The sequence below is a fragment of the Streptomyces sp. R41 genome, assembly GCF_041053055.1.
Lineage (GTDB): Bacteria > Actinomycetota > Actinomycetes > Streptomycetales > Streptomycetaceae > Streptomyces.
Window position 1 is genome coordinate 7788029 of record NZ_CP163443.1, and the last position, 26933, is coordinate 7814961.

General features: G+C 70.2%; 22 protein-coding genes and 1 riboswitch. Of the genes, 12 read left to right on the forward strand and 10 right to left on the reverse strand.

Annotated elements, in window-relative coordinates:
- Window positions 1-69 precede the first annotated feature (69 nt).
- Window positions 70-1014 (reverse strand): sucrase ferredoxin, encoded by a 945-nt coding sequence (locus tag AB5J53_RS35455; protein WP_369249679.1) that lies wholly within the window; start codon window positions 1012-1014, stop codon window positions 70-72.
- A gap of 148 nt (window positions 1015-1162) precedes the next feature.
- Window positions 1163-2422, reverse strand: a complete 1260-nt coding sequence (locus AB5J53_RS35460; RefSeq protein WP_369249680.1) for a citrate synthase — start codon at window positions 2420-2422, stop codon at window positions 1163-1165.
- Window positions 2423-2518: 96 nt separating this feature from the next.
- Between AB5J53_RS35460 and AB5J53_RS35465 the strand changes: the two genes are divergently transcribed.
- Window positions 2519-3685: a citrate synthase/methylcitrate synthase gene (locus AB5J53_RS35465; protein ID WP_369249681.1), complete on the forward strand. Its 1167-nt coding sequence runs from the start codon at window positions 2519-2521 to the stop codon at window positions 3683-3685.
- 244 nt (window positions 3686-3929) lie between these two features.
- On the opposite strand, the gene AB5J53_RS35470 is transcribed toward AB5J53_RS35465, so the two are convergent.
- Together AB5J53_RS35470 and AB5J53_RS35475 are read right to left on the reverse strand one after the other, a co-directional pair.
- Complete coding sequence (locus AB5J53_RS35470) at window positions 3930-4166, reverse strand: hypothetical protein (protein ID WP_369249682.1); 237 nt, start codon at window positions 4164-4166, stop codon at window positions 3930-3932.
- A 133-nt stretch (window positions 4167-4299) separates the two neighbouring features.
- Complete coding sequence (locus tag AB5J53_RS35475; RefSeq protein WP_369249683.1) at window positions 4300-4827, reverse strand: DUF6082 family protein; 528 nt, start codon at window positions 4825-4827, stop codon at window positions 4300-4302.
- Window positions 4828-5248: 421 nt separating this feature from the next.
- On the opposite strand from AB5J53_RS35475, the gene AB5J53_RS35480 reads away from it, so the two are divergent.
- On the forward strand, window positions 5249-6328 hold the full coding sequence (locus tag AB5J53_RS35480; RefSeq protein ID WP_369252656.1) for a GTP-binding protein: 1080 nt from the start codon (window positions 5249-5251) through the stop codon (window positions 6326-6328).
- A gap of 1 nt (window position 6329) precedes the next feature.
- On the opposite strand, the gene AB5J53_RS35485 is transcribed toward AB5J53_RS35480, so the two are convergent.
- Window positions 6330-8789, reverse strand: a complete 2460-nt coding sequence (locus AB5J53_RS35485) for a DNA topoisomerase (ATP-hydrolyzing) subunit A (protein ID WP_369249684.1) — start codon at window positions 8787-8789, stop codon at window positions 6330-6332.
- 264 nt (window positions 8790-9053) lie between these two features.
- Between AB5J53_RS35485 and AB5J53_RS35490 the strand changes: the two genes are divergently transcribed.
- The 4 genes from AB5J53_RS35490 (at window position 9054) to AB5J53_RS35505 (ending at window position 13850) form a co-directional block, all read left to right on the forward strand.
- Window positions 9054-10400, forward strand: coding sequence for a M16 family metallopeptidase (locus tag AB5J53_RS35490; protein ID WP_369252658.1), 1347 nt, complete (start codon window positions 9054-9056; stop codon window positions 10398-10400).
- On the forward strand, window positions 10397-11785 hold the full coding sequence (locus AB5J53_RS35495; RefSeq protein ID WP_369249685.1) for a M16 family metallopeptidase: 1389 nt from the start codon (window positions 10397-10399) through the stop codon (window positions 11783-11785). The genes AB5J53_RS35490 and AB5J53_RS35495 overlap by 4 nt, the downstream gene beginning before the upstream one ends.
- 234 nt (window positions 11786-12019) lie before the next feature.
- A riboswitch (cyclic di-AMP (ydaO/yuaA leader) is annotated at window positions 12020-12180 on the forward strand.
- 12 nt (window positions 12181-12192) lie between these two features.
- A complete protein-coding gene (locus tag AB5J53_RS35500; protein ID WP_369249686.1) occupies window positions 12193-12957 on the forward strand; it encodes a M23 family metallopeptidase in 765 nt (254 codons plus the stop codon).
- A 197-nt stretch (window positions 12958-13154) separates the two neighbouring features.
- A complete protein-coding gene (locus AB5J53_RS35505) occupies window positions 13155-13850 on the forward strand; it encodes a GntR family transcriptional regulator (RefSeq protein ID WP_369249687.1) in 696 nt (231 codons plus the stop codon).
- A gap of 216 nt (window positions 13851-14066) precedes the next feature.
- Here AB5J53_RS35505 and AB5J53_RS35510 read toward each other — a convergent pair whose 3' ends face one another.
- The gene (locus AB5J53_RS35510) at window positions 14067-14348 is read right to left on the reverse strand and encodes an HPr family phosphocarrier protein (protein WP_028802270.1); all 282 of its coding nucleotides are present in this window, start codon (window positions 14346-14348) and stop codon (window positions 14067-14069) included.
- Window positions 14349-14525: 177 nt separating this feature from the next.
- On the opposite strand from AB5J53_RS35510, the gene AB5J53_RS35515 reads away from it, so the two are divergent.
- From AB5J53_RS35515 to AB5J53_RS35530, 4 genes are all read left to right on the forward strand, one after another.
- A complete protein-coding gene (locus tag AB5J53_RS35515) occupies window positions 14526-17387 on the forward strand; it encodes a GNAT family N-acetyltransferase (RefSeq protein ID WP_369249688.1) in 2862 nt (953 codons plus the stop codon).
- Between the two features lie 121 nt (window positions 17388-17508).
- Window positions 17509-18096: a DUF5998 family protein gene (locus tag AB5J53_RS35520; RefSeq protein WP_369249689.1), complete on the forward strand. Its 588-nt coding sequence runs from the start codon at window positions 17509-17511 to the stop codon at window positions 18094-18096.
- On the forward strand, window positions 18096-19283 hold the full coding sequence (locus tag AB5J53_RS35525) for an alkaline phosphatase family protein (RefSeq protein ID WP_369249690.1): 1188 nt from the start codon (window positions 18096-18098) through the stop codon (window positions 19281-19283). Before AB5J53_RS35520 ends, AB5J53_RS35525 begins: the two co-directional genes overlap by 1 nt.
- A 48-nt stretch (window positions 19284-19331) precedes the next feature.
- A complete protein-coding gene (locus AB5J53_RS35530) occupies window positions 19332-19979 on the forward strand; it encodes a thymidine kinase (protein ID WP_369249691.1) in 648 nt (215 codons plus the stop codon).
- A 21-nt stretch (window positions 19980-20000) separates the two neighbouring features.
- Here AB5J53_RS35530 and AB5J53_RS35535 read toward each other — a convergent pair whose 3' ends face one another.
- Complete coding sequence (locus tag AB5J53_RS35535; RefSeq protein ID WP_369249692.1) at window positions 20001-20804, reverse strand: VOC family protein; 804 nt, start codon at window positions 20802-20804, stop codon at window positions 20001-20003.
- 324 nt (window positions 20805-21128) lie between these two features.
- Here AB5J53_RS35535 and AB5J53_RS35540 point away from each other — a divergent pair, with 324 nt between their 5' ends.
- A complete protein-coding gene (locus tag AB5J53_RS35540) occupies window positions 21129-21956 on the forward strand; it encodes a sulfurtransferase (protein ID WP_369249693.1) in 828 nt (275 codons plus the stop codon).
- A gap of 133 nt (window positions 21957-22089) precedes the next feature.
- On the opposite strand, the gene sepH is transcribed toward AB5J53_RS35540, so the two are convergent.
- Complete coding sequence (sepH, locus tag AB5J53_RS35545; RefSeq protein ID WP_369249694.1) at window positions 22090-23178, reverse strand: septation protein SepH; 1089 nt, start codon at window positions 23176-23178, stop codon at window positions 22090-22092.
- Between the two features lie 457 nt (window positions 23179-23635).
- On the opposite strand from sepH, the gene AB5J53_RS35550 reads away from it, so the two are divergent.
- Window positions 23636-24376, forward strand: coding sequence for a hypothetical protein (locus AB5J53_RS35550; protein ID WP_369249695.1), 741 nt, complete (start codon window positions 23636-23638; stop codon window positions 24374-24376).
- On the opposite strand, the gene AB5J53_RS35555 is transcribed toward AB5J53_RS35550, so the two are convergent.
- Together AB5J53_RS35555 and AB5J53_RS35560 are read right to left on the reverse strand one after the other, a co-directional pair.
- Window positions 24300-25619, reverse strand: a complete 1320-nt coding sequence (locus tag AB5J53_RS35555) for a D-arabinono-1,4-lactone oxidase (protein WP_369249696.1) — start codon at window positions 25617-25619, stop codon at window positions 24300-24302. The genes AB5J53_RS35550 and AB5J53_RS35555 overlap by 77 nt on opposite strands.
- Window positions 25579-26817, reverse strand: coding sequence for an MFS transporter (locus AB5J53_RS35560; protein ID WP_369249697.1), 1239 nt, complete (start codon window positions 26815-26817; stop codon window positions 25579-25581). The genes AB5J53_RS35555 and AB5J53_RS35560 overlap by 41 nt, the downstream gene beginning before the upstream one ends.
- Window positions 26818-26933 lie beyond the last annotated feature (116 nt).

Genomic DNA, 26933 nt, shown 5'->3' on the forward strand with positions numbered 1-26933 from the left:
GAGCTCAGCGGGACGTGCGGGCGTCGCATCGGCGGGACAGCGGGGAGCCGCCTGGTCCGGGATCCGCTGTCAGCAGGGCACGGCGAGCGCCCTCCGCGTGAGCTCCCGTACCGCCACCACGTCCATCCGGGCCGGCGACCCGAGCGCCGAACCGCAGCTCTCCGGGCGGGGCGGCAGCGAGGCACCCTGCGCGACGATGACGCGCCACAGACGGCCGTCGGTGTGGACGACGGTGACCTCCCAGCGCGGGGCGGCGCCATCCGTGCGGACCACGGTCAAGGCATCGGCGGCGTGCTCTCCCGTGGCCGTACGCACGGCCAGCTCGGCCGCCTGGCCCGGCCGCTCCCAGGCGGAGTTCCCGCGGCAGCCCTCGGTGATCACACGCCCCTCCTGGACGCCTTGGAGGATCTCCTTGACCGTGTGGGCCTCGACGCGTCCGTACGCGTATCCGAACGGCAGGACGAGCACCGTGGGCGAGAAGCGGTGACCGCCCAGGTGGGTGACCTCCCACGTGCCCTCCACCCCGGAGGTGGCGAGCTCGCCCGCGAGGGGGCGTCCGAGCAGGGCGCAGCAGCGGTCGCGCTTGCCGTTCGTGCAGACGAGGGCGAGTGGGCCACCTGTGTGGGGCCGACCCTGGAGAGCCGCGTCGAAGGTATGGGGGTCACCCATGCCGAGCGCGACGAAGTCGAGGTTGAGCACCTGCTCCGGGTCGGACGTTGTGGCGCTGTGCAGCCATGCGTTTCCCGGAGTGGTGTGGGCCGCATACACATGGCGCTCGGAGGGCGTACCGCAGTCGGCGTGCCGTCCGGGTCGGCGGATGAGTGCGATCCGTACGCCGGTGCCCTCCGCGGCCGCTTCGAGGGCGCGCCCGAGCACGGGGTCCAGGTGGCTCGATGTGAGCGCCTTGGCACCCCAGGGGCCGGGCTGCTCGATCAGCAGCCAGGTCCTCGCGGTGGCTGCGGTCCCCACGAGGGGCTCGTCGAGGTGCCGCGACGCGGTCGTGCACGTACTCACAGAGGTGAGCCTAACCTGACTTGAGCCAGGGTGACTTCCAGCCGCGCAGACGGGGGCGCGTTTGGGGCGCACTCGGCGCGCGACGGGGCGTGTGGGCGCTTACGTGGGGAGCGCCTACCGTGTCCGCGCCGCCCGCGGACAGACCGCCTCAGCCGGGCAGCGGCTGCGGTGGGCGCGCGCCCACGTACCGACCGCTGGGGCGCATGCGCAGCGGGCGCTCCTCGTACTCCTCCAAGGTGTGGGCGATCCAGCCCGCCGTACGGGCGATGGCGAAGACCGTCTCGCCCGCGGAGGCCGGCATGCCGGAGGAGACGGTGAGGACGGCCAGGGCCAGGTCGACGTTGGCGTGCAGGGGCGTGTGGCGGGCAGTGGTGGTGACGATGTCGTGGGCCGCCGCCAGGGCGGGCGCCGCGTCGGGTACCTCCTCCAGGAGGGCGAACAGGGCACGCGCGCGTGGATCCTCGCCGGGGTAGAGCCGGTGGCCGAGCCCTGGGACGCGGCGTCCGGCGCGCAGCTCGTCCGCGACCACGGGAGCCGCCGTGCCGCGGTCCAGCACGTCGAGGAGCAGCCGGTGCGCGAGGCCGCTGGCCGCGCCGTGCAGCGGGCCTTCGAGCACGCCGAGGCCCGCCGATACGGCGGCGTACGGGTGGGCCCGGGCCGACGCGGCGACCCGGACCGCGAGTGTCGAGGCGGCCAGGTCGTGGTCGACGAGCAGCCCAAGTGCCGTGTCCAGCACGCTCAGTGACGCGTCGTCGGGCGTACGGCCGGTGAGCCGTGCCCAGAGGCGGTGGGCCAGCGGGCCCTCGTCGCGGTGGTCGTGTCTCATGGGTGGCAGTGCGGCGACGAGCGTGGGGATGAGGGTGCGTCCGGTGCCGAGGACGGCGTCCTCGGAGAGGTCGAAGCGCAGCGGGTCGGCGGTCGCCGCGGCGATCGTGGCCACGCGCAGCCGGTCCGTCGGGCCGCTGTGCTCGGGCAGCGCGTCGACGGCGCGGCGCGCGACGGCGACGGACGCCTCCGGGGCGGTGAACGTGACGCCGGGGCGCAGCTCTCCGGTCCACAGCCATTCGGTGATCTCTTCGTAGGAGTACCGCGCGGCCAGCTCGGTCGCGTCGACGCCGCGGAAGTAGTACCGGTCCTTGTCGATCAGGGTGATGCCGGTACGGACCGAGAGTTCGCCGCCGGCGCTCGAACTCCCGCCGGTCTCCCGTCTGTTGTGCCGCGCGAGCGCCTCCACCTCCTTGGCGTCGAACGTGCTCCCACGCCCTCCGGGTTCGCGTCGGCTGCTGAGCTGGCCGCGGCTCACATACGCGTACACCGTCTCGGGCTTCACGCCGAGCAGCTCGGCGGTCTCCTTGGTGCTGAGCCGTCGCCCTTCGTGCCCTGGCGCTGCCGCTTCTCGATCCCTCATGACGTCACCGTATCCATGTATCGGCATATTGATTGAATCAATATTGACAGGAATCGAGTCAATCATGGACAGTCGGATCAAGTCCAGGGAGGAAACATGCCGATCAACCGGGCCGCGTCCACCTCTGTCGATGTACCGCGAGGACTCGCGGGCGTCGTCGTCACCGACACCGAAGTGGGTGACGTCAGGGGGCTGGAGGGCTTCTACCACTACCGGCAGTACTCGGCCGTCGAACTCGCGCAGACCCGCGGCTTCGAGGACGTCTGGCATCTGCTGGTCCATGGCGAACTGCCCGACGCGGCTCAGCGCGCCGCCTTCACCGCGCAGACCGCGGCGCTGCGCGGGCTGCCGGACGACGTGCGGGCCGCGCTGCCCGCGATCGCGGCGGCGACGGGGCTGTCGGGACCTCTGGCCGGACTGCGCACCGCGCTGTCCCTGCTCGGCGCCGCATTGGCGTTCCGGCCGGTGTACGACATCGACGCCGACCGGCGTCGAGCGGACACCCTCGCGGCGTCCGCGGCCGTACCGACGCTGCTCACCGCGCTGTACCGGCTCGGGCAGGGGCTGGAGCCGGTGGAGCCGCGTGACGACCTCGGATACGCGGCCAACTATCTGTACATGTTGACGGGTTCGGAGCCGGATGCCGCGCGCGCCCGGGCCGTCGAGCAATACTTGATATCGACTATTGACCACGGATTCAATGCATCAACGTTCACGGCGCGGGTGATCACGTCGACGGGGGCGGATGTGGCGGCGTGCCTCGTGGGCGCGGTCGGTGCCCTCTCGGGGCCTCTCCACGGCGGTGCTCCCAGTCGAGCCCTCGACACCCTCGATGCGATCGGCACCCCCGACCGCATCGACCCGTGGATCCGTGAACGTGTCCTCGCCGGCGATCGCATCATGGGCTTCGGTCACCCCATCTACCGCACGGAAGACCCCCGTTCGCGCATGCTCCGCGGTATCGCGCAACAGTTCGGTGGCCCACTGGTCGACTTCGCCGTCGAGGTCGAACACCAGGTGGAAGCGATCCTGGCCGAGCTCAAGCCCGGTCGCGAGCTGCACACGAACGTGGAGTTCTACGCCGGCGTGGTCATGGAACTCTGCGGCCTGCCCCGGGAGATGTTCACCCCCACCTTCGCCGCGGCCCGCGTCGTCGGCTGGAGCGCCAACATCCTGGAACAGGCGGAGGACCCGAAGATCATTCGGCCGGTGGCTCGGTATGTGGGGTCGGGAGCGCCGGTGGCGGTGCCGACGGTGGCCTAGTACGCGAGAGGTCCGGCACCGATCGGTGCCGGACCTCGGGAAGCTTGTCGAGTGGCGCCGTGCGTGGTGAGCGGCGGCGTTGCTCGGGCCCTCTGGCGTCTGGGGATGTGGCGCGGGGCGGGTGGGAAGGTGTGGGGCGGGCCGGGGAGGCACGTCGTTGACCGGAGAGGGGGTCGGGGTGACCGATGGATCTCGACGGACCACGGACGTGTCCTGCGTGTCCTGTCTCAGCCCTGCGGCCGCTTCACCTGTCAGGGATGTCCGACTTCGCGCGGAGGAGTGTTTCGCGGCTGATGACCACGATGCGTTCGTAGTCCGCGCGCGCGGCGTCGTGGGGGAGTTGACCGTCGAGCGTCGCTGTCGCCTCTGTGCCGATAACGGCGAAATTTCCGTCGCTGAGCTCAAAGATGTCCGGGCACGTCTCGCCCGAAAGACTGCCTCGTTCGCGGGGAGACGCGCCGATGCGGCGCACGATTTTCAAGTTGATCCCGGTCCTCAGGTTTAGACAGTGAAAACGGGGACAATGTAGCCGACAGGTTAGGCGCTTAAACCTCCGCCCCTCGTTAGGCCAACTGGCCTACTGCGATTGGCTGTTCGTTCCTCAAACACCAGCTCTACTCTGCTGACGGCTCGCCTACGACCCACCACTCCTCGGTGTCTGATTCGTCCAGATCGCGGATGAGCGCGTCCACCATTCGGCCCACTCGCGCCTCCTGCGACGCCTTCTTGAGGCTCGCGCGATGGTGGCGGGTGGCGTCCCAGTAGTCGCGAAAGATCGCACTCTGGCAGATCACTCGAAGATGGCCATGGAGCTCGTCCCAGTTGACGTCTCCCGCCCGGTAGGCACGAAGGATGTTGGTGTACATCGCGTTGGCGAAGAGGTACTGACGCCGCCGGGTCGGGTCCACCTCGTCGATGGTGCTCAGGACCTCGGCGAGATCCGGATCGTCCAGAGCCTTGTCGAGCAGGTACGTCTGAAAGCGCTGTTGCTCCGCGAGCCTCGCGTTCCGGTCGTCGGCCTGCTCCACTTGTACGACCCGCAGGCGGAGTGCCTCGAAACGTCGCTGTTGAGCGGCCAGGACCACGAGCACCCCGACTGCGAAGGCGAATCCCGCCGTTGCGGCGGAACTCAACCCCCGCACCCCAAAATTCTGTGTGACCATGTCAAAACCCCCGAATCAGGCGACCGTTCCGCCGGTCGTCGGATGTGGGGCGACAGGGAGCGGACCGGCGAGCGGTGGGCGGCGCGCTTGCCGTCTCCCAGTTTTGCCGAGCGGCTCTGATCGGCAGGGAGGCGGAGAGGAGGCGCACGGAGGGAAGTGCGGGTCGCGTATCCCGGCGCCATGTCCAACGTGTGCCCCGCGAGCGCCGCTAACAATCGTTCACTTCGCGGCGATTCCTCCCGCTCGTATCCTGGGTCGGCATTGATTCCTCGTAGGAGTGCCGGTGCGCGAGCCGCTCTCGTACGGGAGCCGGTCCGCGAACCGGCGTACGCACTGGTGTGAAAGAGGTCGCCCGTTGAGCCAGCCCAGTCCGCAGCCGATCCCGATCGACCAACTCCTGATCGAGCAGAGCGCGGCCAAGCAGATTCCGGTCGTTCTCCTCGCCGGATTCCTGGGCTCCGGCAAGACCACCTTGCTGAATCATCTGCTGCACCGCAGCGGCGGCAGCCGGATCGGGGCCATCGTCAACGACTTCGGCGCCATCGAGATCGACGCCATGGCGGTGGCGGGAGCGCTGGGGGATTCCACCGTTTCCCTGGGGAACGGGTGCCTGTGCTGTGCCGTCGACGCCAGTGAACTCGATGAGTATCTGGGGCGGCTTGCCCAGCCCTCGACCCGTATCGACGTCATCGTCATCGAGGCGAGCGGGCTCGCCGAGCCCCAGGAGCTCGTGCGGATGGTGCTCGCCAGTGAGCATCCGCGGATCGTCTACGGCGGGCTCGTCGAGGTGGTCGACGCGGCCGAGTTCGGCGGGACGCGCGAGAAGCACCCCGAGATCGACCGGCATCTCGCTCTCGCCGATCTCGTCGTCGTCAACAAGGTCGATCGGGCGGAGGACGGCGAGCAGGTGCTTCGCGTCGTCCGGGAACTCGCCGATCGCGCCGCCGTCGTGCCCGCCACCTACGGCCGTATCGACCCCGAGCTCCTCTTCGACTGCAGGCCGAGCGAGGAGCGCATCGGGCAGCTGTCCTTCGACGATCTGCACCGGCAGACGGAGGGCGATCACCAGGACCACCGCGACCATCTGCACTCCGCCTACGACACCCTCTCGTTCAGCTCCGGCGTGCCGCTCAGCCCCCGACGGCTGATGGACTTCCTCGACAGCAGGCCCGAGGGGCTCTACCGCATCAAGGGGTACGTCGATTTCGGCGTCCAGGACAGCGTCAATCGGTATGCCGTGCATGCCGTCGGGCGGTTCCTGCGCTTCTACCCGGAGCCCTGGGGCCGTGCCGAGGCGCGTCTCACCCAGCTCGTCCTGATCGGCTCCGGCATCGACACGGCGGCTCTGACCAAGGAACTGGAGGCGTGCACAGAGGACGCCCCACACGCCGACGAGCACAGCATGTGGGGCGTTCTCCGCTACGTGCAGGCCAGCCTCGTACAGGACGAGGAGCCCGAAGGCCTCGAAGAGGCCGGCTGAGCTACACCGGGCCCGCCACCACCGACACCGTCTTCGCCAGCGATACGCCCGAGCCGTCGCGGCGCGGGTCCATCTCCGGCAGTTCGGCGGGCGTGCCGTTCTTCTGCGCGGCCCGTGCCGGTGCCGCGCCGGCCCAGGCCAGCGACAGGCAGTCCTCGCCCTTCAGGAACCGCTGGCAGCGCACGCCACCCGTGGCGCGGCCCTTGCGCGGGTACTGGTCGAAGGGTGTCAGCTTGGCCGTGGTCTGGACCGAGTCGTCCAGCGTGCCGCGCGAGCCCGCCACCGTGAACACCACCGCGTCCACCGCCGGGTCGACCGCCGTGAAGGAGATCACCTTCGCGCCGTCGGTCAGTTTGATGCCCGCCATGCCGCCCGCCGCACGACCCTGCGGGCGCACCTGCGAGGCCTGGTAGCGCAGCAGCTGGGCGTCGTCCGTGATGAAGACCAGGTCCTCCTCGCCTGTGCGCAGCTCGACCGCGCCGACGATCCGGTCGCCGTCCTTGAGCGTGATGACCTCCAACTCCTCCTTGTTCGAGGGGTAGTCGGGTACCACGCGCTTGACGACACCCTGCTCCGTGCCGAGCGCCAGGCCGGGCGACGACTCGTCGAGCGTCGTCAGGCAGATCACCGTCTCGTCCGGCTCCAGGGAGGACAGGAACTCCGAAATCGGCGCGCCCCCGGAGAGGTTGGGCCGCGCCGCGGTCTCCGGCAGCTGCGGGAGGTCGACCACGTTCAGTCGCAGCAGGCGGCCCGAAGAGATCACCACGCCGATCTCGCCGCGCGCTGTCGCGGGCACCGCGGAGACGATCACGTCGTGCTTGGTGCGCTTGGCGTCCTCGGCGTCCTCGAAGGGGTCGCCGTTGGCCGTACGGGCGAGGAGACCCGTCGAGGACAGCAGCACCCGGCACGGGTCGTCCGCCACCTGGAGCGGGACCGTCGCGGCGGGGGTGCCGGCGGACTCCAGGAGTACCGTACGCCGGTCGGTGCCGAACTTCTTGGCCACCGATGCCAGTTCGCCCGAGACCAGCTTGCGCAGCTCCGCGTCCGACTCCAGGATGCCGGTCAGCTCGTCGATCTCGCCGTTGAGCCGGTCGCGCTCCGACTCCAGCTCGATGCGGTCGAACTTGGTGAGGCGGCGCAGCGGCGTGTCCAGGATGTACTGCGTCTGGATCTCGCTCAGCGAGAAGCGCTCGATCAGGCGCTCCTTGGCCTGCGCCGAGTTGTCGCTGGAGCGGATGAGTCGGATGACCTCGTCGATGTCCAGGAGGGCGACGAGCAGGCCCTCGACCAGGTGCAGCCGGTCGCGCTTCTTGCCGCGGCGGAACTCGCTGCGGCGGCGCACGACGTCGAAGCGGTGGTCGAGGTAGACCTCCAGGAGCTCCTTGAGGCCCAGGGTGAGCGGCTGGCCGTCCACCAGCGCCACGTTGTTGATACCGAAGGACTCCTCCATCGGCGTCAGCTTGTAGAGCTGCTCCAGGACCGCTTCCGGCACGAAGCCGTTCTTGATCTCGATCACCAGGCGCAGACCGTGCGCACGGTCGGTGAGGTCCTTCACATCGGCGATGCCCTGCAGCTTCTTGTTGCCGACGAGGTCCTTGATCTTCGCGATCACCTTCTCCGGGCCGACGGTGAAGGGCAGTTCGGTGACGACGAGGCCCTTGCGGCGCGCCGTCACGTTGTCCACCGACACCGTGGCGCGGATCTTGAAGGTGCCGCGGCCCGACTCGTACGCGTCCCTGATCCCGGAGAGTCCGACGATCCGGCCGCCGGTGGGCAGGTCGGGGCCCGGGATGTACTTCATCAGCGTTTCGAGGTCGGCGCCCGGGTAGCGGATCAGGTGGCGGGCGGCGGCGATGACCTCGCCGAGGTTGTGCGGCGGCATGTTGGTGGCCATGCCGACGGCGATGCCGGACGAGCCGTTGACCAGGAGATTCGGGTACGCCGCCGGGAGGACGTCGGGCTCCTGCTCCTGGCCGTCGTAGTTCGGCGTGAAGTCGACCGTGTTCTCGTCGATCGACTCGGTCATCAGTGACGTCGCGTCGGCCATCCGGCACTCGGTGTAACGCATGGCGGCCGGCGGGTCGTCGTTGCCGAGCGAGCCGAAGTTGCCGTGCCCGTCGACCAGCGGCAGGCGCATCGAGAAGGGCTGGGCCAGGCGCACGAGCGCGTCGTAGATCGACGCGTCTCCGTGCGGGTGGAGCTTACCCATGACCTCGCCGACGACGCGGGCGCACTTCACATAGCCGCGGTCGGGGCGCAGGCCCATCTCGTTCATCTGGTAGACGATGCGGCGGTGCACGGGCTTGAGGCCGTCGCGCGCGTCCGGCAGGGCTCGCGAGTAGATGACCGAGTACGCGTACTCGAGGAAGGAGCCCTGCATTTCGTCCACGACGTCGATGTCGAGGATCTTCTCCTCGTACGAGTCGTCGGGCGGCGGGGTCTTCGTGCTGCGGCGGGCCATCGCTGCTGCGGCTCCTTCACAGTCTCTGCCGGGGCATGAACGGGATCTGACGCGGTCCATTGTGGACCGCCCCACTGACAACGCCGACCGCGACCCGTTCGTAGCGGGCTCGGAGGGCCTCCAGGGACGCGGCTGCGACCCGCGAGAGTCTCGCTCTCGGCGTACGAGGTGCGGGAACTTCGCCAGCCGTCGGCGCGCTTGCATACAGTGGCAGGACCGACAGGAAATACGCAGTTTTCCGCGATCGAAGGGACGTACATGCCCATGGGTCACACGGCCACAGCTGAGGCAGACTCCGGCGGCCTGACAGCGACCGAGCACCGCCTGGCCAACGGCCTGCGCGTGGTGCTCTCCGAGGATCACCTGACCCCGGTCGCGGCGGTGTGCCTCTGGTACGACGTCGGCTCGCGCCACGAGGTCAAGGGCCGTACCGGTCTGGCTCACCTCTTCGAGCACCTGATGTTCCAGGGCTCGGGCCAGGTGAAGGGCAACGGCCACTTCGAACTGGTGCAGGGCGCGGGCGGTTCGCTCAACGGCACCACGAGCTTCGAGCGCACCAACTACTTCGAGACCATGCCCGCCCACCAGCTGGAGCTCGCCCTCTGGCTGGAGGCCGACCGCATGGGCTCGCTGCTCGCCGCGCTCGACGACGAGTCCATGGAGAACCAGCGGGACGTCGTCAAGAACGAGCGCCGGCAGCGCTACGACAACGTGCCCTACGGCACCGCGTTCGAGAAACTGACGGCGCTGGCGTACCCCGAGGGCCACCCGTACCACCACACCCCGATCGGGTCGATGGCGGACCTGGACGCGGCCACCCTGGAGGACGCCCGCGCGTTCTTCCGCACGTACTACGCGCCCAACAACGCGGTGCTGTCGGTGGTCGGAGACATCGACCCGCAGCAGACGCTCGCCTGGATCGAGAAGTACTTCGGCTCCATCCCCGGGCACGACGGCAAGCCCGCCCCGCGCGACGGCTCGCTGCCCGAGACCATCGGCGAGCAGCTGCGCGAGGTCGTCGAGGAGGAGGTCCCGGCGCGCGCCCTGATGGCCGCCTACCGGCTCCCGGAGGACGGCACGCGCGCGGCCGACGCGGCCGACGTGGCGCTCACCGTCCTCGGCGGCGGCGAGTCCTCCCGGCTCTACAACCGGCTCGTACGCCGCGACCGCACCGCCGTCGCGGCCGGGTTCGGCCTGCTGCGGCTCGCCGGAGCGCCCTCCCTGGGGTGGCTGGACGTCAAGACGTCCGGCGACGTCGAGGTCCCGGTCATCGAGGCCGCCGTGGACGAGGAGCTCGCCCGGTTCGCCGAGGAGGGCCCCACGGCCGAGGAAATGGAGCGCGCCCAGGCCCAGTTGGAGCGCGAGTGGCTGGACCGGCTCGGCACCGTCGCGGGCCGCGCCGACGAACTGTGCCGGTACGCCGTCCTGTTCGGCGACCCGCAGCTCGCCCTGACCGCCGTGCAGCGCGTCCTGGAGGTCACCGCAGAGGAGGTCCAGGAGGTCGCCAAGTCCCGCCTGCGCCCCGACAACCGCGCGGTGCTCGTCTACGAGCCGATCGCCCCCGAAGACACCGACGCCGCTGACGACACCGACGAGGAGGCGGCGAAGTGACCGAGCTCGCCACCATGGACTTCCACCCGCAGCCCCAGGCCGGCGAGGCCAAGCCGTGGGCCTTCCCGTCGCCCGAGCGCGGCACGCTCGACAACGGCCTCACGCTCCTGCGCTGCCACCGCCCCGGCCAGCAGGTCGTCGCCGTCGAGGTGATCCTCGCCGCGCCGCTGGAGGCCGAACCAGCGGGCCTCGACGGCATCGCCACGATCATGGCGCGTGCCTTCTCCGAGGGCACCGACAAGCACTCCGCCGAGGAGTTCGCCGCCGAGCTGGAGCGCTGCGGCGCCACCCTCGACTCGCACGCCGACCACCCCGGCGTACGCCTGTCGCTCGAAGTGCCCGTCTCGCGCCTCCCCAAGGCGCTGGGTCTGCTCGCCGACGCCCTGAGGGCACCGGCGTTCGCGGACAGCGAGGTCGAGCGACTGGTCCGCAACCGCCTGGACGAGATCCCGCACGAGACGGCCAACCCGGCCCGCCGCGCCGCCAAGGAGCTCTCCAAGGAGCTGTTCCCGGCGACCTCGCGCATGTCGCGCCCGCGCCAGGGCACCGAGGAGACCGTCCAGAAGATCGACGCGGCGGCCGTGCGCGCCTTCTACGACAAGCACGTACGCCCCGCGACGGCCACCGCCGTCATCGTCGGTGACCTGACCGATGTCGACCTCGACGCGCTGCTCGCGGACACGCTCGGCTCCTGGACCGGCTCGTCCGCCGAGCCGCGCCCCGTGCCGCCGGTGAGCGCCGACGACACCGGCCGCGTGATCATCGTGGACCGCCCCGGCGCCGTCCAGACGCAGCTGCTCATCGGCCGCGTCGGCGCCGACCGGCACGATCGCGTCTGGCCCGCCCAGGTGCTCGGCACGTACTGCCTCGGCGGCACCCTCACCTCGCGCCTGGACCGCGTCCTGCGCGAGGAGAAGGGTTATACCTACGGTGTGCGGGCGTTCGGCCAGGTGCTGCGCTCCGCGCCGGACGGCACGGGCGTCGCGATGCTCGCCATCAGCGGCTCGGTGGACACCCCGAACACCGGTCCGGCGCTCGACGACCTGTGGAAGGTGCTGCGTACCCTCGCCGCCGAGGGCCTGACGGACGCCGAGCGCGACATCGCCGTACAGAACCTGGTGGGTGTGGCGCCCCTCAAGTTCGAGACCGCGGCGGCCGTCGCGAGCACGCTCGCCGACCAGGTCGAGCAGTACCTGTCGGACGACTACCAGGCGACGCTCTATCAGCAGCTCGCCGCGACGGGCACCGTGGAGGCCACCGCGGCCGCCGTGAACGCCTTCCCGGTGGACCGTCTGGTGACCGTCCTGGTGGGCGACGCCGCGCAGATCGAGGAGCCCGTCAAGGAGCTCGGAATCGGTGAAGTGACCGTCGTCCGGGCCGAGTAGGACAGCGCGACTCCCTGAAGACCCAGGTGACTGAAGAGTCACCTGGGTCTCCTTTTGCCCGAACTTCGGCCTACTTCCCGGGCTTCGTCCCCAAGGTGTCCGTATTGATAGGGAGGTTGCCTGTCTGCCCTGTGGCATGCGCTACAAAGGCCGTGATCCGTTTGTTGTTTGAAAGATGCCCCGTTTAGCGTCGGTCGGGCTGTTCGTCAGGCAGTGCGCCGCGCCCGCGGCACCGGACAGCCATCGCCGAGTCCCCGTACGGCGCGAGCCAGGGGAGCCGGGGACCCACACGCAGTCCCTGGGGTGAATCGGACGCCCTCCCAGGAGGGAGTCCGTAGGAGACCTTCCTGCTCCGAACCCGTCAGCTAACCCGGTAGGCGAGAAGGAAGGAAAGGATCAGCCCCTACATGGCGTTCACCTGTGGCACAGGGAAGCACCGTCGTCCGAGCCGCGTGAAGCGCACGACCACGAACGCCGTCGGCGTCGCAGCGCTCGCCACCACCGGTGTCATCGGAACCCTGGCCGCCCCGGCACTCGCCGCGGACACCTCCGCCGAGCAGACCGGGCTGACCCCGATCATCACCATCGGCGACACCCTCGCCGAGAAGATCGACGCGCAGGCCGTCGCCCAGCAGCACGCCGCCGACGAGGCCGCCGCGCAGAAGAAGGCCGAGGAAGCCGCCCGCAAGGAGGCCGCGAAGAGGGCCAAGGAGGCGCGCGAGGCCAAGGAGCGCGCCGCCCGCGCAGCCGAGCGCAAGCGTCTCAACACCTTCGTCCTGCCGATCACCGGCTCGTACATCTCCACCGGCTACAAGGCCGGTGGCAGCCTCTGGTCCTCCGGCAGCCACACCGGCGTCGACTTCCACGCCGCGTCCGGCACCTCGGTGCACGCCGTCGGCTCCGGCACGGTCGTCACGGCCGGCTGGGGCGGCGCCTACGGCAACCAGGTCGTCATCAAGATGCACGACGGTACGTACACGATGTACGGGCACCTGTCGTCCATCGGCGTCTCCGTGGGCCAGACGGTGACTCCGGGCCAGCAGATAGCCCTCTCCGGGTCTACCGGCAACACCACCGGGCCGCACCTCCACTTCGAGGCCCGTACGACCGCGGAGTACGGCTCGGACATCGACCCGGTGGCGTACCTTCGTTCGCACGGTGTGAACGTCTGACAAGCGCATCACCGCTTCTTCGCCACTTCCGATGCCCCGGCTCGCCGAGCCGGGGCATCGTCGTTTCAGGCGGCCGTGTGTCCAAAAAATATCCCTGGATTCCGGCCTGCCATCGGAAATTCCGGCTCCCTGCAATAGAGTCACTGAACAAGCGTCAATCGATGGCGTTTCGCGGGGATTAAAGCGGAGGTCCGGTCATGCGTATTCCGGCGCACTCGGTATGCACGGCGATCCGTGACGACATCGTCGCGGGTGTCTACGAGCGAGGCAGCCGGCTCACCGAGGAACTGCTCGCGCGGCGCTACGGCGTCTCGCGCGTCCCCGTGCGCGAGGCCCTGCGCACGCTGGAGGCCGAGGGCTTCGTCGTCACCCGTCGGCACGCGGGCGCGTGCGTCGCGGAGCCCACCGAGCAGGAGGCCTCCGACCTGCTGGAGATGCGCATGCTGCTTGAGCCGCTGGGTGCCGCGCGGGCCGCGCAGCGCCGTACCGAGGCCCACCTCAAGGTGCTCCGAGGCCTGGTCAGGCTGGGTCAGGAGCGGGCCAGGAGGGGCCACAGCGAGGACCTGCGCTCGCTGGGCGGCTGGTTCCACGAGACCCTCGCGCAGGCTTCCGGAAGCCCCGCCCTCACCTCCACGCTCGCCCAGCTGCGGCACAAGATCGCATGGATGTACGCGGTGGAGGCGCCGGCCAACCCCGCCGAGTCCTGGGCGGAGCACGGCGGCATCGTGGACGCCGTGGCGCGCGGTGACAGCGAGCGGGCCCGGGCGATCACGGCCCTGCACACCGAGCGTGCCGCGGTCGCGCACCGGCTCCGATTTCCCGGCGGCGGAGATCGTCCGGACCGTGTGAGGACTTCGCAACCTCCCGTAAACATGACGGGCCTGCGGCATTAACACGGGCGCCGTATACAAAGAGGGATATTCGGCAGGGCCCTATTTCCGCTGCCCCTCTTTTCGCGTGCCGAGAATTCCGGTGCGTGTTATTTTCGTGGGTGCGACGCGGGGTGCGCGGGTGACATGCGCAGAATTCCTGGACGGTGTACGGAAAACGGCTGAGCCGCGCCGCCCGGGAATGGGTGACGCGGCTCAGCCGCATGGTGTCCGTAATGCTCAGACGGTCTCGGGGAGCTCCTCAAGCCCCTCGGCGACCAGCTTCGCCAGACGGTCGAGGGCAGCGTCCGCACCCTCGGCGTCGGACGCGAGGACGATCTCCTCGCCGCCCTGGGCGCCCAGCCCGAGGACAGCGAGCATGGAGGCCGCGTTGACGGGGTTGCCGTCGGCCTTGGCGATCGTCACGGGGATACCGGAGGCCGTCGCGGCCCGGACGAAGATGGAAGCGGGGCGGGCGTGGAGGCCCTCGGCCCAGCCGACGTTGACGCGGCGCTCAGCCATGTGATGCTGCCCTTCAGGTTTTCAGGGTTGTCTAGACCAGTGTCCCATATCGTGAAGCGTCTCCGGAGCGGTCCTTCGTCCCCTCCGGAGTGTCGTCGGATCGCGGCCTCGATCCGACTTCCGTTGCCCACAGACTGCCTCGCGCCGTTGTCGGACGCGAGCCGTACTCTGGGCCCCATGCAGACCTCGTCGGACCGGCACGAGTACCCCGCTCACTGGGAGGCGGACGTGGTGCTGCGTGACGGTGGTACCGCACGCATCAGGCCCATCACCGTTGATGACGCCGACCGCCTGGTCAGCTTCTACGAGCAGGTCTCGGCCGAGTCGAAGTACTACCGCTTCTTCGCGCCGTACCCGCGACTGTCCGCCAAGGATGTCCACCGCTTCACGCACCACGACTTTGTGGACCGGGTGGGTCTCGCGGCCACGGTGGGCGGCGAGTTCATCGCCACCGTACGCTATGACCGCATTAATGCCGACGGCCTGCCCGCCTCCGCGCCCGCCGACGAGGCCGAGGTCGCCTTCCTCGTGCAGGACGCCCACCAGGGCCGCGGGGTCGCCTCGGCCCTTCTGGAACACGTCGCGGCCGTGGCCCGTGAGCGCGGCATCCGCCGCTTCGCCGCCGAGGTGCTGCCCGCCAACACCAAGATGATCAAGGTCTTCACGGACGCCGGGTACCAACAGAAGAGGCACTTCGAGGACGGCGTCGTACGCCTGGAATTCGACCTCGAACCCACCGACCGGTCGCTCGCCGTGCAGCGCGCGCGGGAGCAGCGTGCCGAGGCCCGGTCCGTGCAGCGACTGCTCGCACCCGGCTCGGTCGCCGTCATCGGCGCGGGCCGCACACCCGGAGGTGTCGGCCGCAGTGTCCTCACCAACCTCCGTGACGCCGGATTCACCGGCCGCCTGTACGCGGTCAACAGGGCGCTTAAGGAGAAGGAACTCGACGGAGTCCCCGCGCACCGCTCCATCCGTGACATCCACGAGCCCGTCGACCTCGCCGTCGTCGCCGTGCCCGCGCCGCTCGTCCCCGAGGTCGTCGCCGAGTGCGGCGAGCACGGGGTGCAGGGGCTCGTCGTCGTCTCCGCCGGGTACGCCGAGAGCGGCCCCGAGGGGCGCGAGCGCCAGCGCGAACTCGTGCGCCAGGCGCGTACGTACGGGATGCGCATCATCGGGCCGAATGCCTTCGGGGTCATCAATACATCCCCCGACGTGCGCCTCAACGCCTCGCTCGCGCCCGAGATGCCGCGCCCCGGGCGGATAGGCCTGTTCGCCCAGTCCGGCGCCATCGGGATCGCCCTGCTGTCCCGGCTGCACCGGCGCGGCGGCGGCGTCACGGGGGTGACCGGTGTGTCGACGTTCGTCTCCTCCGGGAACCGGGCGGACGTGTCCGGCAACGACGTACTGCAGTACTGGTACGACGACCCGGACACCGACGTAGCCCTCATGTACCTCGAATCCATCGGCAACCCACGCAAGTTCACGCGCCTCGCGCGGCGGACGGCGGCGGCGAAGCCTCTGGTCGTCGTCCAGGGGGCGCGGCACGGCGGGGCGGCTCCCCAGGGGCATGCCGTACGGGCCACGCGGTTGCCGCACGCCACGGTGTCCGCGCTGCTGCGGCAGGCGGGGGTGATTCGGGTCGACACGATCACCGAGCTCGTCGATGCGGGGCTTCTGCTGGCACGCCAGCCGCTTCCTCCCGGGCCTCGGGTGGCGATCCTCGGGAACTCGGAGTCGCTCGGGCTGCTCACGTACGACGCGTGTCTTGCCGAAGGGCTTCGGCCGCTTCCTCCGCTGGATCTGACTACGGGGGCCTCCGCGGAGGACTTTCATGGGGCGCTGGTGCGGGCCTTGGCCGACGACAAGTGCGACGCCGTTGTCGTGACCGCCATACCGGCGGTGGGGGAGACGTCCGCTCAAGACGCAGCCTTGGCCGAGGCACTGCGCTCGGCGGCGGCCTCGCTTCCGGCGAAGCCGGTGCTGGTGGTGCATGTCGAGCTTGGTGGGCTCGCCGAGGCGTTGTCCGCGGCCGCCAGCACGGCACCACAGGCGGCTGAGTCGGCACCCGGCGCTGCGGGCGGTGCCCACCCTTCCCCACTCCCGGCCACGCTCGAGCGGGGGGACCCCCATCGCCCTGCGGAGCGGTTGCGCACCGAGGTCGAAGCACCTGAAGAGGCTCGTCTCATCCCCGCCTACCCCGCCGCCGAGCGTGCCGTCCGTGCGCTCGCGCAAGCCGTGAAGTACGCCCAGTGGCGGCGTGACGCCGCCGAGCCGGGCAAGGTGCCCGAGTACGAGGACATCGACGAGAAGGGGGCCGCCGAGCAGATCGACGGGCTGCTCGCGCGGGGGGAGGGGCTGACGCTCGGCGGGGAGGAGACCTGTGTGCTGCTCGGGCGGTACGGCATCGACGTACGCCGTGCCCTGCCGGCGCCCACGCCGGACGACGCCGTGGCGGCCGCGCGAACCCTCGGCTACCCCGTGGCCCTCAAGACCACCGCCCCGCACCTGCGGCACCGCGCCGACCTGGGCGGCGTACGGCTCGATCTGGCGGACGAGGAGCAACTGCGGCGGGCGTACGCGGAGTTGACGGAGCTGTTCGGGAAGCCGGAGGAGCTGCGGCCCGTCGTGCAGGGGATGGCGCCGCGCGGAGTCGACACCGTCGTACGGGCGGTGATCGACCCGGCGGCCGGGGCGGTGCTCTCGTTCGGGCTCGCCGGGGCCGCCTCGGAGCTGCTGGGGGACACGGCGCACCGGCTGATTCCGGTCACCGACCGGGACGCGACCTCGCTGGTCCGGTCGATCCGGACGGCGCCGCTCCTGTTCGGCTGGCGCGGTTCCGCGCCGGTGGACACGGCGGCCCTCGAAGAGCTGATGCTGCGCGTGTCCCGGCTTGTCGACGATCATCCGGAGGTCGTCGCGGTCTCGCTGGAGCCCGTGGTCGTCGCCCCGCGCGGTCTGAGTGTGCTGAGCGCCACTGTGCGGCTGGCGCGCGCTCCTGTCCGCGACGATCTCGGCCCGCGGACTCTCCCCGTCGTCTGAGCCGCCACCGATCCCCGCGCTCCGATCCCCACGCCCTGATCCATTCGCGTATCTGTTCCGTCCACGACAGACACCCGCGAGCGGTGCCTCGCAGTCAGTGGGCCCCCGTAGGATGGACGTCATGGCCAAGACCAGTACGACGACCCAGGGGCTGCGAGCGGCGATCGAGCGCAGCGGCTACTACCCGGCCCTCGTGGCCGAGGCGGTGGAGGCCGCGATCGGCGGCGAGGCCATCCGGTCGTACCTGGTCCACCAGGAGACGACGTTCGACGCGAACGAGGTGCGGCGGCACGTCACCGTGCTCGTCCTCACCGGCAACCGCTTCATCGTGAGCCACACCGACGAGCAGAACGCGGACACGACGTCGCCGACGCCGTACGCCACGACGTCTACCGAGTCGGTCAAGATCGGCCGGATCTCGTCGGTCGTCGTCAGCCGTGTCGTCGCCAACCCGGAGTCGTACACGCCGGGCACGCCGCCCCGCGAGGTCGTCCTGACCATCGGCTGGGGTGCGGTCTCCCGCATCGACCTGGAGCCCGCCGCCTGCGGCGACCCCAACTGCGAGGCGGACCACGGCTATACGGGCAATTCGACGGCGGACGACCTGAGCCTGCGCGTCAGCGAGGCCGGGGACGGCCCGGAGACCGTGCGCCAGGCCCTCGCCTTCGCGCAGTCCCTCTCCGAGGCGACCGCGGACATCACGCACTGATGGCACTGCCCACCTGGGACCACCCGGAACCCCTCGCCGTCGACTCCGCGCCCGTCCCCGAGTACGGCGCCGGTTCGCTGGCCGACCTGCTGCCCACGCTCGCAGCGGGCATGGCCGTACCCGGCATGACCGTCGCGATACCCGAGCTGACCGAGTCCGACCGGAACTGCGTCTTCCTGATCGACGGTCTCGGCTGGGAGCAGCTGAAGGCGCACCCCGACGAGGCCCCCTTCATGACGTCGCTCCTGGCGACCTCCCGCGGCGGTACCGGCCGCCCGATCACGGCGGGCTATCCGGCGACCACCGCGACCTCCCTCGCCTCCGTCGGCACCGGCCTGCCGCCCGGCGCGCACGGCCTGCCCGGCTACACCGCGCGCAACCCGGAGACCGGCGAGCTGATGAACCAGCTCCGCTGGAACCCATGGACGGAACCGCGCGCCTGGCAGCCCTACCCCACGGTCTTCCAGCTGGCCGACGCGGCGGGCGTGCACACCGCGCAGGTCTCGTCCCCCACCTTCCAGAACACCCCGCTCACCAAGATCGCACTGAGCGGCGGCACGTTCCACGGACGGCTGTCCGGCGAGGAGCGCATGGACCTCGCGGCCGAACAACTGGCCGCCGGGGACCGCTCGTTGATCTACACGTATTACGCGGAGGTGGACGGCAAGGGCCACCGCTTCGGCGTCGACTCGGACCCCTGGCGCGGCCAGCTCATGTATGTCGACCGCCTGGTCCAGCGCCTCGCGGAGCAGCTGCCGCCGCGCAGCGCCCTGTACGTCACCGCCGACCACGGCATGATCGACATCCCCTTCGACGAGCAGCACCGCATCGACTTCGACGAGGACTGGGAGCTGCGCGCCGGGGTCGCCCTGCTCGGTGGCGAGGGCCGCGCCCGGCACGTCTACGCGGTGCCGGGTGCCGAGGCGGACGTCCTGACCTGCTGGCGCGAGGTGCTCGGCGAGCAGTTCTGGGTGGCCTCGCGGGACGAGGCGATCGCCGCGGGCTGGTTCGGCCCGCACGTCGACGAACGGGTGTATGCCCGGATCGGCGACGTCGTAGCGGCGGCTCGCGACGACGTCCTGATCATCGCGACCGAGCGGGAGCCGAAGGAGTCGGCGATGGTCGGCAACCACGGCTCGATGACCCCCGTCGAGCAGCTCGTGCCCCTGTTGCAAGTACGCTCCTGAAGCCACACCCCTCCCGATCTTCTGTTGCCGAAAGGTGCTCAACTCCCCATGCCCGAGCTGGTGTTCTTCTCCGGAACGATGGACTGCGGGAAGTCGACGCTGGCTCTCCAGATCGAGCACAACCGCTCGGCGCGGGGCCTGCAGGGCATGATCTTCACGCGCGACGACCGCGCGGGCGAGGGCAAGCTCTCCTCTCGCCTCGGCCTGGTCACGGACGCGGTGGAGGTGGCGGACGACCAGGATCTGTACGCGTACCTCGTCGACCACCTCTCACAGGGCGGCCGGGCGGACTACGTGATCGCGGACGAGGCCCAGTTCCTGGCTCCCCGGCAGATCGACCAACTGGCCCGTGTGGTCGACGACCTGGGCATCGACGTCTTCGCCTTCGGCATCACCACCGACTTCCGCTCCAAGCTCTTCCCCGGCTCCCAGCGCCTCGTGGAGCTGGCCGACCGGGTCGAGGTCCTCCAGGTCGAGGCCCTGTGCTGGTGCGGCGCCCGCGCCACCCACAACGCCCGCACGATAGGCGGCGAGATGGTCGTCGAGGGCGCCCAGGTCGTCGTCGGCGACGTCAACCAGGCAGAGGACATCGGCTACGAGGTCCTGTGTCGCCGGCACCACCGCCGCCGTCTGACGGCCGCGACGGCTCGCGCGGGCGCCCTGTCGCCGGACGTGCTGCCGATCGCCTCGGCCTGACCTCAGGGGCATTCCAAGGCCTCAGCGGACGGCGTGGATCAGCGAGAACATCGCCCCTTCCGGATCCGCCACCGTCGCCACCCGCCCGTAGGGCGAGTCGTGGGCGGCCTTGAGGACGTGCCCGCCGAGCTCGACGACGCGCTCGACGGCATCGTCCACGTCCGCGGCCTCGAAATACGTCATCCAGTGCGGCCCTCGGTCGCGGGGCAGGCCGTGGCCGACGCCGTGGACGCCGGCCACCGGGCGGCCGTCGATGTACAGGGTCACGTAGTCGAAGTCGGCAGAGACGACCGGCTCCAGCTCGTAGCCGAAGACCCCCTGGTAGAACTTGACGACGCTCTCGGTGTCGCGGGTCACGAGCTCGTTCCAGGCGGGGGTGCCCGGCACACCGGTGATCCCCGTGCCCAGGTGGGCCGCCGCCTGCCAGATGCCGAAGACGGCACCCGTCGGGTCCGAGGCGATCGCCAGGCGCCCCGCCTCGGCGGCGTCCAGGGGACCGACGCCCACGGTGCCGCCGCTGTGCCGTACGGTCCCGGCCGTCAGGTCCACGTCGTCCGAGGCGAGATACGGCGTCCAGGCGACGGGCAGATGCCGGTCGGGCGGAAGCTGGCCGATCCCCGCCACCTCGTGGCCGTCGAGCAGCGCCCGCACGTATGGGCCGAGCTGCTGCGGTCCCGGCCGGAACTCCCAGCCGAACAGCGCTCCGTAGAACTCCTGGGTCGCGGCCATCCCGTGCACCATCAGGCTCACCCAGCAGGGTGTGCCGGGCGTGTGCCGAGCGTGCGTTGTGCCGTTCAGGCCGGCCGACCCCCGTGCCTCGGTCATCGTCACTCTCTTCTCGGCCCCTCGCGGTGGCCGGTCACCTTCCGCTTACGAACACGCGTACCGCGGTCGCGTACGTGCACGCCCCGTGCCGATGTTCGCACCACCGGTCGCACCGCGCGTCCCGGCCGCGCCGCCCTTCAGCGGCGCACGGCCGGAGGATGCCCGGTGTGCCGTTTCCCGTCCGTTTCGGCGTGATTGCCGCGTGGTGTCCATCGTCTGTACAGCATGTGCCCGATCCCATACGCCTCGTGATCGGACCTGTCCGGCCGAGCAGAGTAGCCGGACCTGGACGACGCGGCCACCCCGTGCGCAAGGATGGTGGCCATGAACGCCATCATCTCCGCGTCCGAACTCGCGAGCGACCTTGCCGGACCGACCCCTCCGGTCCTCCTCGACATCCGCTGGCAGCTGGGTGGCCCGAACCTGCGCTCCGACTACGAAAAGGCGCACATTCCAGGGGCCGTTTTTGTCGATTTGGATTCCGAACTTGCTGGTCCGGCCGGTTCGGGGGGCCGGCATCCGCTTCCCGATCTTGAGGTCTTCGGCGCGGCGATGCGGGCCGCGGGAGTCTCCGCCGACCGCGATGTCGTTGTGTACGACGGCGGGCAGGGCTGGGGTGCCGCGCGCGCGTGGTGGTTGCTGGGCTATACGGGTCATCCGTCGGTACGCGTGCTTGACGGCGGGCTCGCCGCTTGGAGCGGGCCGGTGTCCTCGGAGGCCCCCACGCCGGCCCCCGGAACCTTCGTACCGGTGCCCGGTGCCCGGCCGCTGCTCGACGCGGACGGGGCGGCGGCGCTCGCCCGCACGGGGCTGCTGCTGGACGCCCGGGCCGGTGAGCGGTACCGGGGCGAGGTCGAGCCGGTCGACCCCGTCGCCGGGCACATCCCCGGTGCGGTCTCCGCGCCGACCACGGAGAACGTCACCGACGACGGACAATTCCTGCCCGCCACCGAACTCGCCGACCGCTTCAAGTCCCTCGGCGCGAGGGGCACTTCCGAGGTCGGCGTCTACTGCGGCTCGGGTGTCTCCGGTGCCCACGAGGTGCTCGCGCTCGCCGTCGCGGGCATCCCCGCCGCTCTGTACGTGGGCTCCTGGTCGGAGTGGTCCCGGAACGGCAGCCGCCCGGTGGCGGTGGGGCCCGACCCGCAGTAACGGCGTTTCGGGTAGCGCCTCTTCGCGGTGGGACCCGGCCCGTAGGAGTGACCCTTCGCACTGGGGCCCGGCCCTCAGAAACAGCGATGGGGCTCGCGCCGAACCGGCGCGGGCCCCATCGTCGTACAACTGACTAGTCCTGCTTCTTTCGTCGCGTACCGAAGACGATCTCGTCCCAGCTCGGGACCGCCGCTCTGCGGCCCGGGCGGACCCCGTCGGCCTCGGCCTGGCGGTCGGTCGCCCCGACGAGACGGTCGCGGTGGCTGCCGACCGAGCGGGGCATGAGGACGTCCGCGTAGGCCGAACCGGCGCCGGCCGAGGCCGCGGGAGCCGGGGGCTCCTCAGACTCGGGCTCCGGGGCAGGTTCCTCCGCGGCGGGACGCTCCGTGGTGGCGGGCCGCTCGGGCACCACCATGTCGCCCCGGAAGCTGGGCACCGCTTCCAGGAGGCTGGTGAGCGAATCCCGGTCGTTGGTGGACTCCTCGACCGGCTCGGGGGACGGGGACGGGATGCTGGGCCGCTCCATCTGCCGGTCCAGGGCGCGGTCCAGCGGACGGTCGCGCGGCAGGCGTGCGATCCGCGGTACGAACGGGAAGCTCGGCTCGGGCGCCGCGAGATCGTCGGACTCGCCGATCAGCGAGCGCGCCTCGTCGTCGACGGCCTGGACGAGCCGCCGCGGCGGGTCGTACGTCCAGCTCGCCGAGTGCGGCTCGCCCGCGACCCGGTAGACCAACAGGACTTCCCAGGTGCCGTCGTCACGACGCCACGAGTCCCACTGGACGGTGTCCTTCTCGGCGCCGCGCAGCAGCAGTCGCTCCTGGACGGCCTCGCCGAGCTGGGGTCCGGCGTTCTCACCGGGGCGACGGACGGGAGTCTTCCTGGCGCGCTCGGCCATGAAGGCACGCTCGGCGAGCACGGGCCCCTCGAAGCGGCGCACGCGATCGACGGGGATTCCGGCGAGTTGGGCGACTTCCTCCGCGGAGGCGCCGGCACGTATACGCGCCTGGATGTCTCGGGGGCGGAGATGGCTCTCCACCTCGATCTCGATCTGGCCGAGGCGGGGACGGTCGCCGCGTACGGCGGCGCGCAGACGCTCGTCAATCGGAAGCGTGTATTCCGTGCTGTCCGCAGCCTTCAGCACCAGCCGTGTGCCGTCGTTAGAGACGGCCACGACACGCAGTTCGGGCATGGGGACCTCCCGGGTGGTGCCTGCCGACGTCACGTGCGTCGCTGCTTCCGCTAGTCGAGTGTGGCCTGCCCGGGTGCAGCCTGCCACAACCTTGCCGAGTTGCCCGGCGTGTCGGGCGCGGGCCCGGGATCGCCGTTATGGCACGGTTACCTATTCGCAACGCTAAGTGACGAACTCCATCACCCTGTGCAACGAGCCCCCTCCCGGCGGTCCTGCAAGGCCCCGGACACCCTGGCGGGAGTCCGGACCCAGGGCTCGCAACAGTACTCCATTCGGGCCACGTGCGTGGATCGGCGCGCCGCCCAACTTCTAGTGGGGGGTGGTAGTTGGCCGCCCGATGCGCCGTTTTCGTGACCATGAAACGTGGCGCACTTCACGTAATCGCCAGAAATGGAACGAATCGTTTCGCCTGTACGTCCCTTTCTCGTGCAGTCGGTCGATCAAGTACGGGAAGGTCGATCAAGTTCGGAAGGGCAGGCAAGGTCCGGGAATGCGTGAGAAGTCGGATGCCGAGGAGGAGCCGAAGAAGAAGCGGGTGGATCTGAGCGTTCCGCAAGTGGCGGGCAGCGCGGTGGCCGCGGTGGTGGCGGCCAAACTCGCCTCCTACTTCGGGGTGTACGGCACGATCCTCGGCGCCGGAGTGGTGAGTGCGATCGCCACTTGCGGAGGCACCGTCTTCCAGCACTTCTTCAAGCGCACCGGCGAGCAGATACGCGACGTGACCGTCCAGGCCAAACCGAAGAGCCAGCAGGCGCCCGCCCCGGGTGAGTTCACCGAAGGGACCGTCTACCGCGCGCGGGTCAAGAGCTGGAAGCGGCCCGTGGTCGCCGCGGCGCTCGTCTTCGGCGTCACGATGGCGGGCATCACCACCTACGAACTGGTGTCGGGGCAGAGCTTCAGCGGCGACGGCAGGAGCACGACCGTGGGCGACGCCTTCAAGGGCAGCGGTTCCAGCCCCAACTCGGAGCGTTCGGAGCCCAGTACGACGCCCTCGACCGGGTCCTCTTCCCAGGAGCAGTCCTCCTCCGACGGCAGTGCCGGTGCCACCCAGGACGACGGCGGCAGCGGTACGGCCCCCACGTCGACGCCGAGTTCCAGCGCGTCCTCGGACGCGGAGGCCGAAGACGCCACCCCGACCCCCACGCCCGGCGTGCCTACGAGCCCAGCACCCGACGCAAGTAGTCATTCGCAAAACGCCGATCCGGGTCGAGCCGATCCCTCAGACCAGTGAACTCGCCGAAGCGCGGATAGACCTTGGCGAAGTACTCCGCGTCGCGCGTGTGCACCTTGCCCCAGTGCGGCCGGCCCTCGTGCGCGGTGAAGATCCGCTCGGCGGCGGTGAAGTACGCCTGATAGGGGGTGCCTCTGAACATGTGGACGGCGATGTAGGCGGTGTCCCGGCCCGACGCCGTGGAGAGTGCGATGTCGTCGGCGGGGGCCGTGCGCACCTCGATGGGGAAGCTGACCCGCAGGGTCGAGCGGTCGACCATCGCCTTCAACTCGCGCAGCGCCTCGACCAGGGCCTCGCGCGGAACGGCGTACTCCATCTCCACGAAGCGCACCCGGCGCGGAGAAGTGAAGACCTTGTAGGGAATGTCGGTGTAGGTCCGCGCGGACAGCGCCCGGCTGGAGATCTTCGCGATCGTCGGGATGGTGGCGGGCACGGCGCGGCCGAGCAGATTGGCCGCGTGGAAGACGCCGTTGGAGAGGAACTCGTCCTCGATCCAGCCGCTCAACCGACCGACCGGCTTCTCGGGCCCTGCGCTGCGGTTGTTGCGCTTGGTGTTGCAGTTTCCGGTGTGCGGGAACCAGTAGAACTCGAAGTGCTCGTTCTCGGTGAAGAGTGCGTCGAAGTCGGCGGTGACCTTGTCGAAGGTCATCGGCTCCTCGCGGGCCGTGAGCAGAAAAATGGGCTCTACGGAGAAGGTGATCGCGGTGACGATCCCCAGGGCGCCTATTCCGATCCGGGCCGCCGCGAAGACCTCCGGGTTCTCCGTCTCGGAGCAGGTGAGAACCGAGCCGTCCGCCGTGACCAGCTCAAGTCCCTTGATCTGCGCGGCTATCGACGCCGAGTCACGCCCCGTGCCGTGCGTTCCGGTGCTGGTCGCCCCCGAGACCGTCTGCTCCATGATGTCGCCCATGTTCGTGAGCGACAGCCCCTCGCGCGCGAGAGCCACGTTGAGACGCTTGAGCGGGGTGCCCGCCTCAACGGTGACCGTGCCGGCCTCGCGATCAATCCTGCGGATGCCCGTCAACAGTTGAGGGCGGATCAATACGCCGTCGGTCGCGGCGGCGGCAGTGAAGGAGTGCCCGGTGCCGACGGCCTTCACCTTCAGACCGTCGTCGGCCGCCTTCCGTACGGCCGCGGAGAGTTCCTCCACGGAGGCGGGAACGACCTCCCGTACCGGACGGGCGGTGACGTTCCCCGCCCAGTTACGCCACGTGCCGCTCTTCCCGCTCACTGTGGTGCTCATGGGACCCTCCCCGCTGCGGAACCGGCCTGCTCAGCCGGCGATACCCGAGGAAACCGACCGCGACCGCGACGGCTCCGGACACCGCCGGAACCCCGTACCCGGCCTTCGCACCGGCGGCGTCGATCACCCAGCCGGCCACGGAGGAGCCGAGCGCGACCCCGACCGCGAGTCCGGTGCTCACCCAGGTCATGCCCTCGGTCAGTTTCGCGCGTGGTACGTGCTGTTCGATGAGGGACATCGTCGTGATCATCGTGGGAGCGATGGAGAGTCCCGCAACGAACAGCGCCACGGCCAGGAACGGCAAGTTTCCGACCAGTAGGAGGGGGATCATACTCACGGCCATCGCGCATATGCCCAGCAGCCACCGACGTTCGGGCGCCCCCTTGAAGTGCAGCAGTCCGAAGACGGCTCCGGCGGCACAGGAGCCCGCCGCGTACAGCGCGAGGACGATGCTCGCGGCGCCCTTGTGGCCCTGCTCCTCGGCGAAGGCCACGGTGACCACGTCAACGGCCCCGAAGATCGCACCGGTCGCCACGAACGTGGCCACCAGGACCTGGAGTCCGGCCGAGCGCAGCGCCGAACCGCTGGTGTGGTGCTCGCGCGGATGTGGCACGGGCTCGGTCGCGCGCTGGGAGGTCAGCCAGAAGACACCGGCCGCGAGGAAGCAGGCGGCGAGCAGCGGCCCGGCCTCCGGGAACCACACCGTGGACAGGCCGATGGAGATGATCGGCCCGAAGATGAAGCAGATCTCGTCGACCACGGACTCGAAGGAGTACGCGGTGTGCAGTTGCGGCGTGCCCCGGTAGAGGGCCGCCCAGCGGGCCCGGATCATCGCGCCGATGCTCGGGACGCAGCCGATGCCGGCCGAGCAGACGAACAGCACCCAGTCCGGCCACCCGAAGTGCGCGGTGAGCAGCAGCCCGGCGGCCGCGGCGAGCGCGAACAGTGTCACGGGGCGCAGCACCCGCCGCTGCCCGTACTGGTCCACCAGACGCGAGACCTGCGGGCCGAGGACCGCGGCGGCCAGCGCCATGGTCGCCGACAGCGCCCCCGCGAGCCCGTACCGTCCGGTGAGCTGGGAGATCATCGTGACCACGCCGATGCCCATCATCGACAGCGGCATCCTGCCGAGGAAGCCCGCGGCGGAGAAGCCCTTGGAGCCGGGGGCGGCGAACAGGGCGCGGTACGGGCTGGGCACGGGGGTCTCCGTCGGCTCGGCTCGGCCACCCGGTCACCACGGGCGGTTCGAACTCGGGTAAGGCGTGAAGCTGGCCGATACAGCTTACGGGTGAGGTGACCCTAACGCACGCCCCC

Excerpts from the sequence above, each read along its gene's own strand:
- AB5J53_RS35460 (WP_369249680.1), bottom strand. The coding sequence starts at position 2,422 with ATGAGGGATCGAGAAGCGGCAGCGCCAGGGCACGAAGGGCGACGGCTC.
- AB5J53_RS35465 (WP_369249681.1), top strand. The coding sequence starts at position 2,519 with ATGCCGATCAACCGGGCCGCGTCCACCTCTGTCGATGTACCGCGAGGA.
- AB5J53_RS35485 (WP_369249684.1), bottom strand. The coding sequence starts at position 8,789 with ATGGCCCGCCGCAGCACGAAGACCCCGCCGCCCGACGACTCGTACGAG.
- AB5J53_RS35490 (WP_369252658.1), top strand. The coding sequence starts at position 9,054 with ATGGGTCACACGGCCACAGCTGAGGCAGACTCCGGCGGCCTGACAGCG.
- AB5J53_RS35500 (WP_369249686.1), top strand. The coding sequence starts at position 12,193 with ATGGCGTTCACCTGTGGCACAGGGAAGCACCGTCGTCCGAGCCGCGTG.
- AB5J53_RS35505 (WP_369249687.1), top strand. The coding sequence starts at position 13,155 with ATGCGTATTCCGGCGCACTCGGTATGCACGGCGATCCGTGACGACATC.
- AB5J53_RS35510 (WP_028802270.1), bottom strand. The coding sequence starts at position 14,348 with ATGGCTGAGCGCCGCGTCAACGTCGGCTGGGCCGAGGGCCTCCACGCC.
- AB5J53_RS35515 (WP_369249688.1), top strand. The coding sequence starts at position 14,526 with ATGCAGACCTCGTCGGACCGGCACGAGTACCCCGCTCACTGGGAGGCG.
- AB5J53_RS35520 (WP_369249689.1), top strand. The coding sequence starts at position 17,509 with ATGGCCAAGACCAGTACGACGACCCAGGGGCTGCGAGCGGCGATCGAG.
- AB5J53_RS35525 (WP_369249690.1), top strand. The coding sequence starts at position 18,096 with ATGGCACTGCCCACCTGGGACCACCCGGAACCCCTCGCCGTCGACTCC.
- AB5J53_RS35530 (WP_369249691.1), top strand. The coding sequence starts at position 19,332 with ATGCCCGAGCTGGTGTTCTTCTCCGGAACGATGGACTGCGGGAAGTCG.
- AB5J53_RS35535 (WP_369249692.1), bottom strand. The coding sequence starts at position 20,804 with ATGACCGAGGCACGGGGGTCGGCCGGCCTGAACGGCACAACGCACGCT.
- AB5J53_RS35540 (WP_369249693.1), top strand. The coding sequence starts at position 21,129 with ATGAACGCCATCATCTCCGCGTCCGAACTCGCGAGCGACCTTGCCGGA.
- AB5J53_RS35550 (WP_369249695.1), top strand. The coding sequence starts at position 23,636 with ATGCGTGAGAAGTCGGATGCCGAGGAGGAGCCGAAGAAGAAGCGGGTG.
- AB5J53_RS35555 (WP_369249696.1), bottom strand. The coding sequence starts at position 25,619 with ATGAGCACCACAGTGAGCGGGAAGAGCGGCACGTGGCGTAACTGGGCG.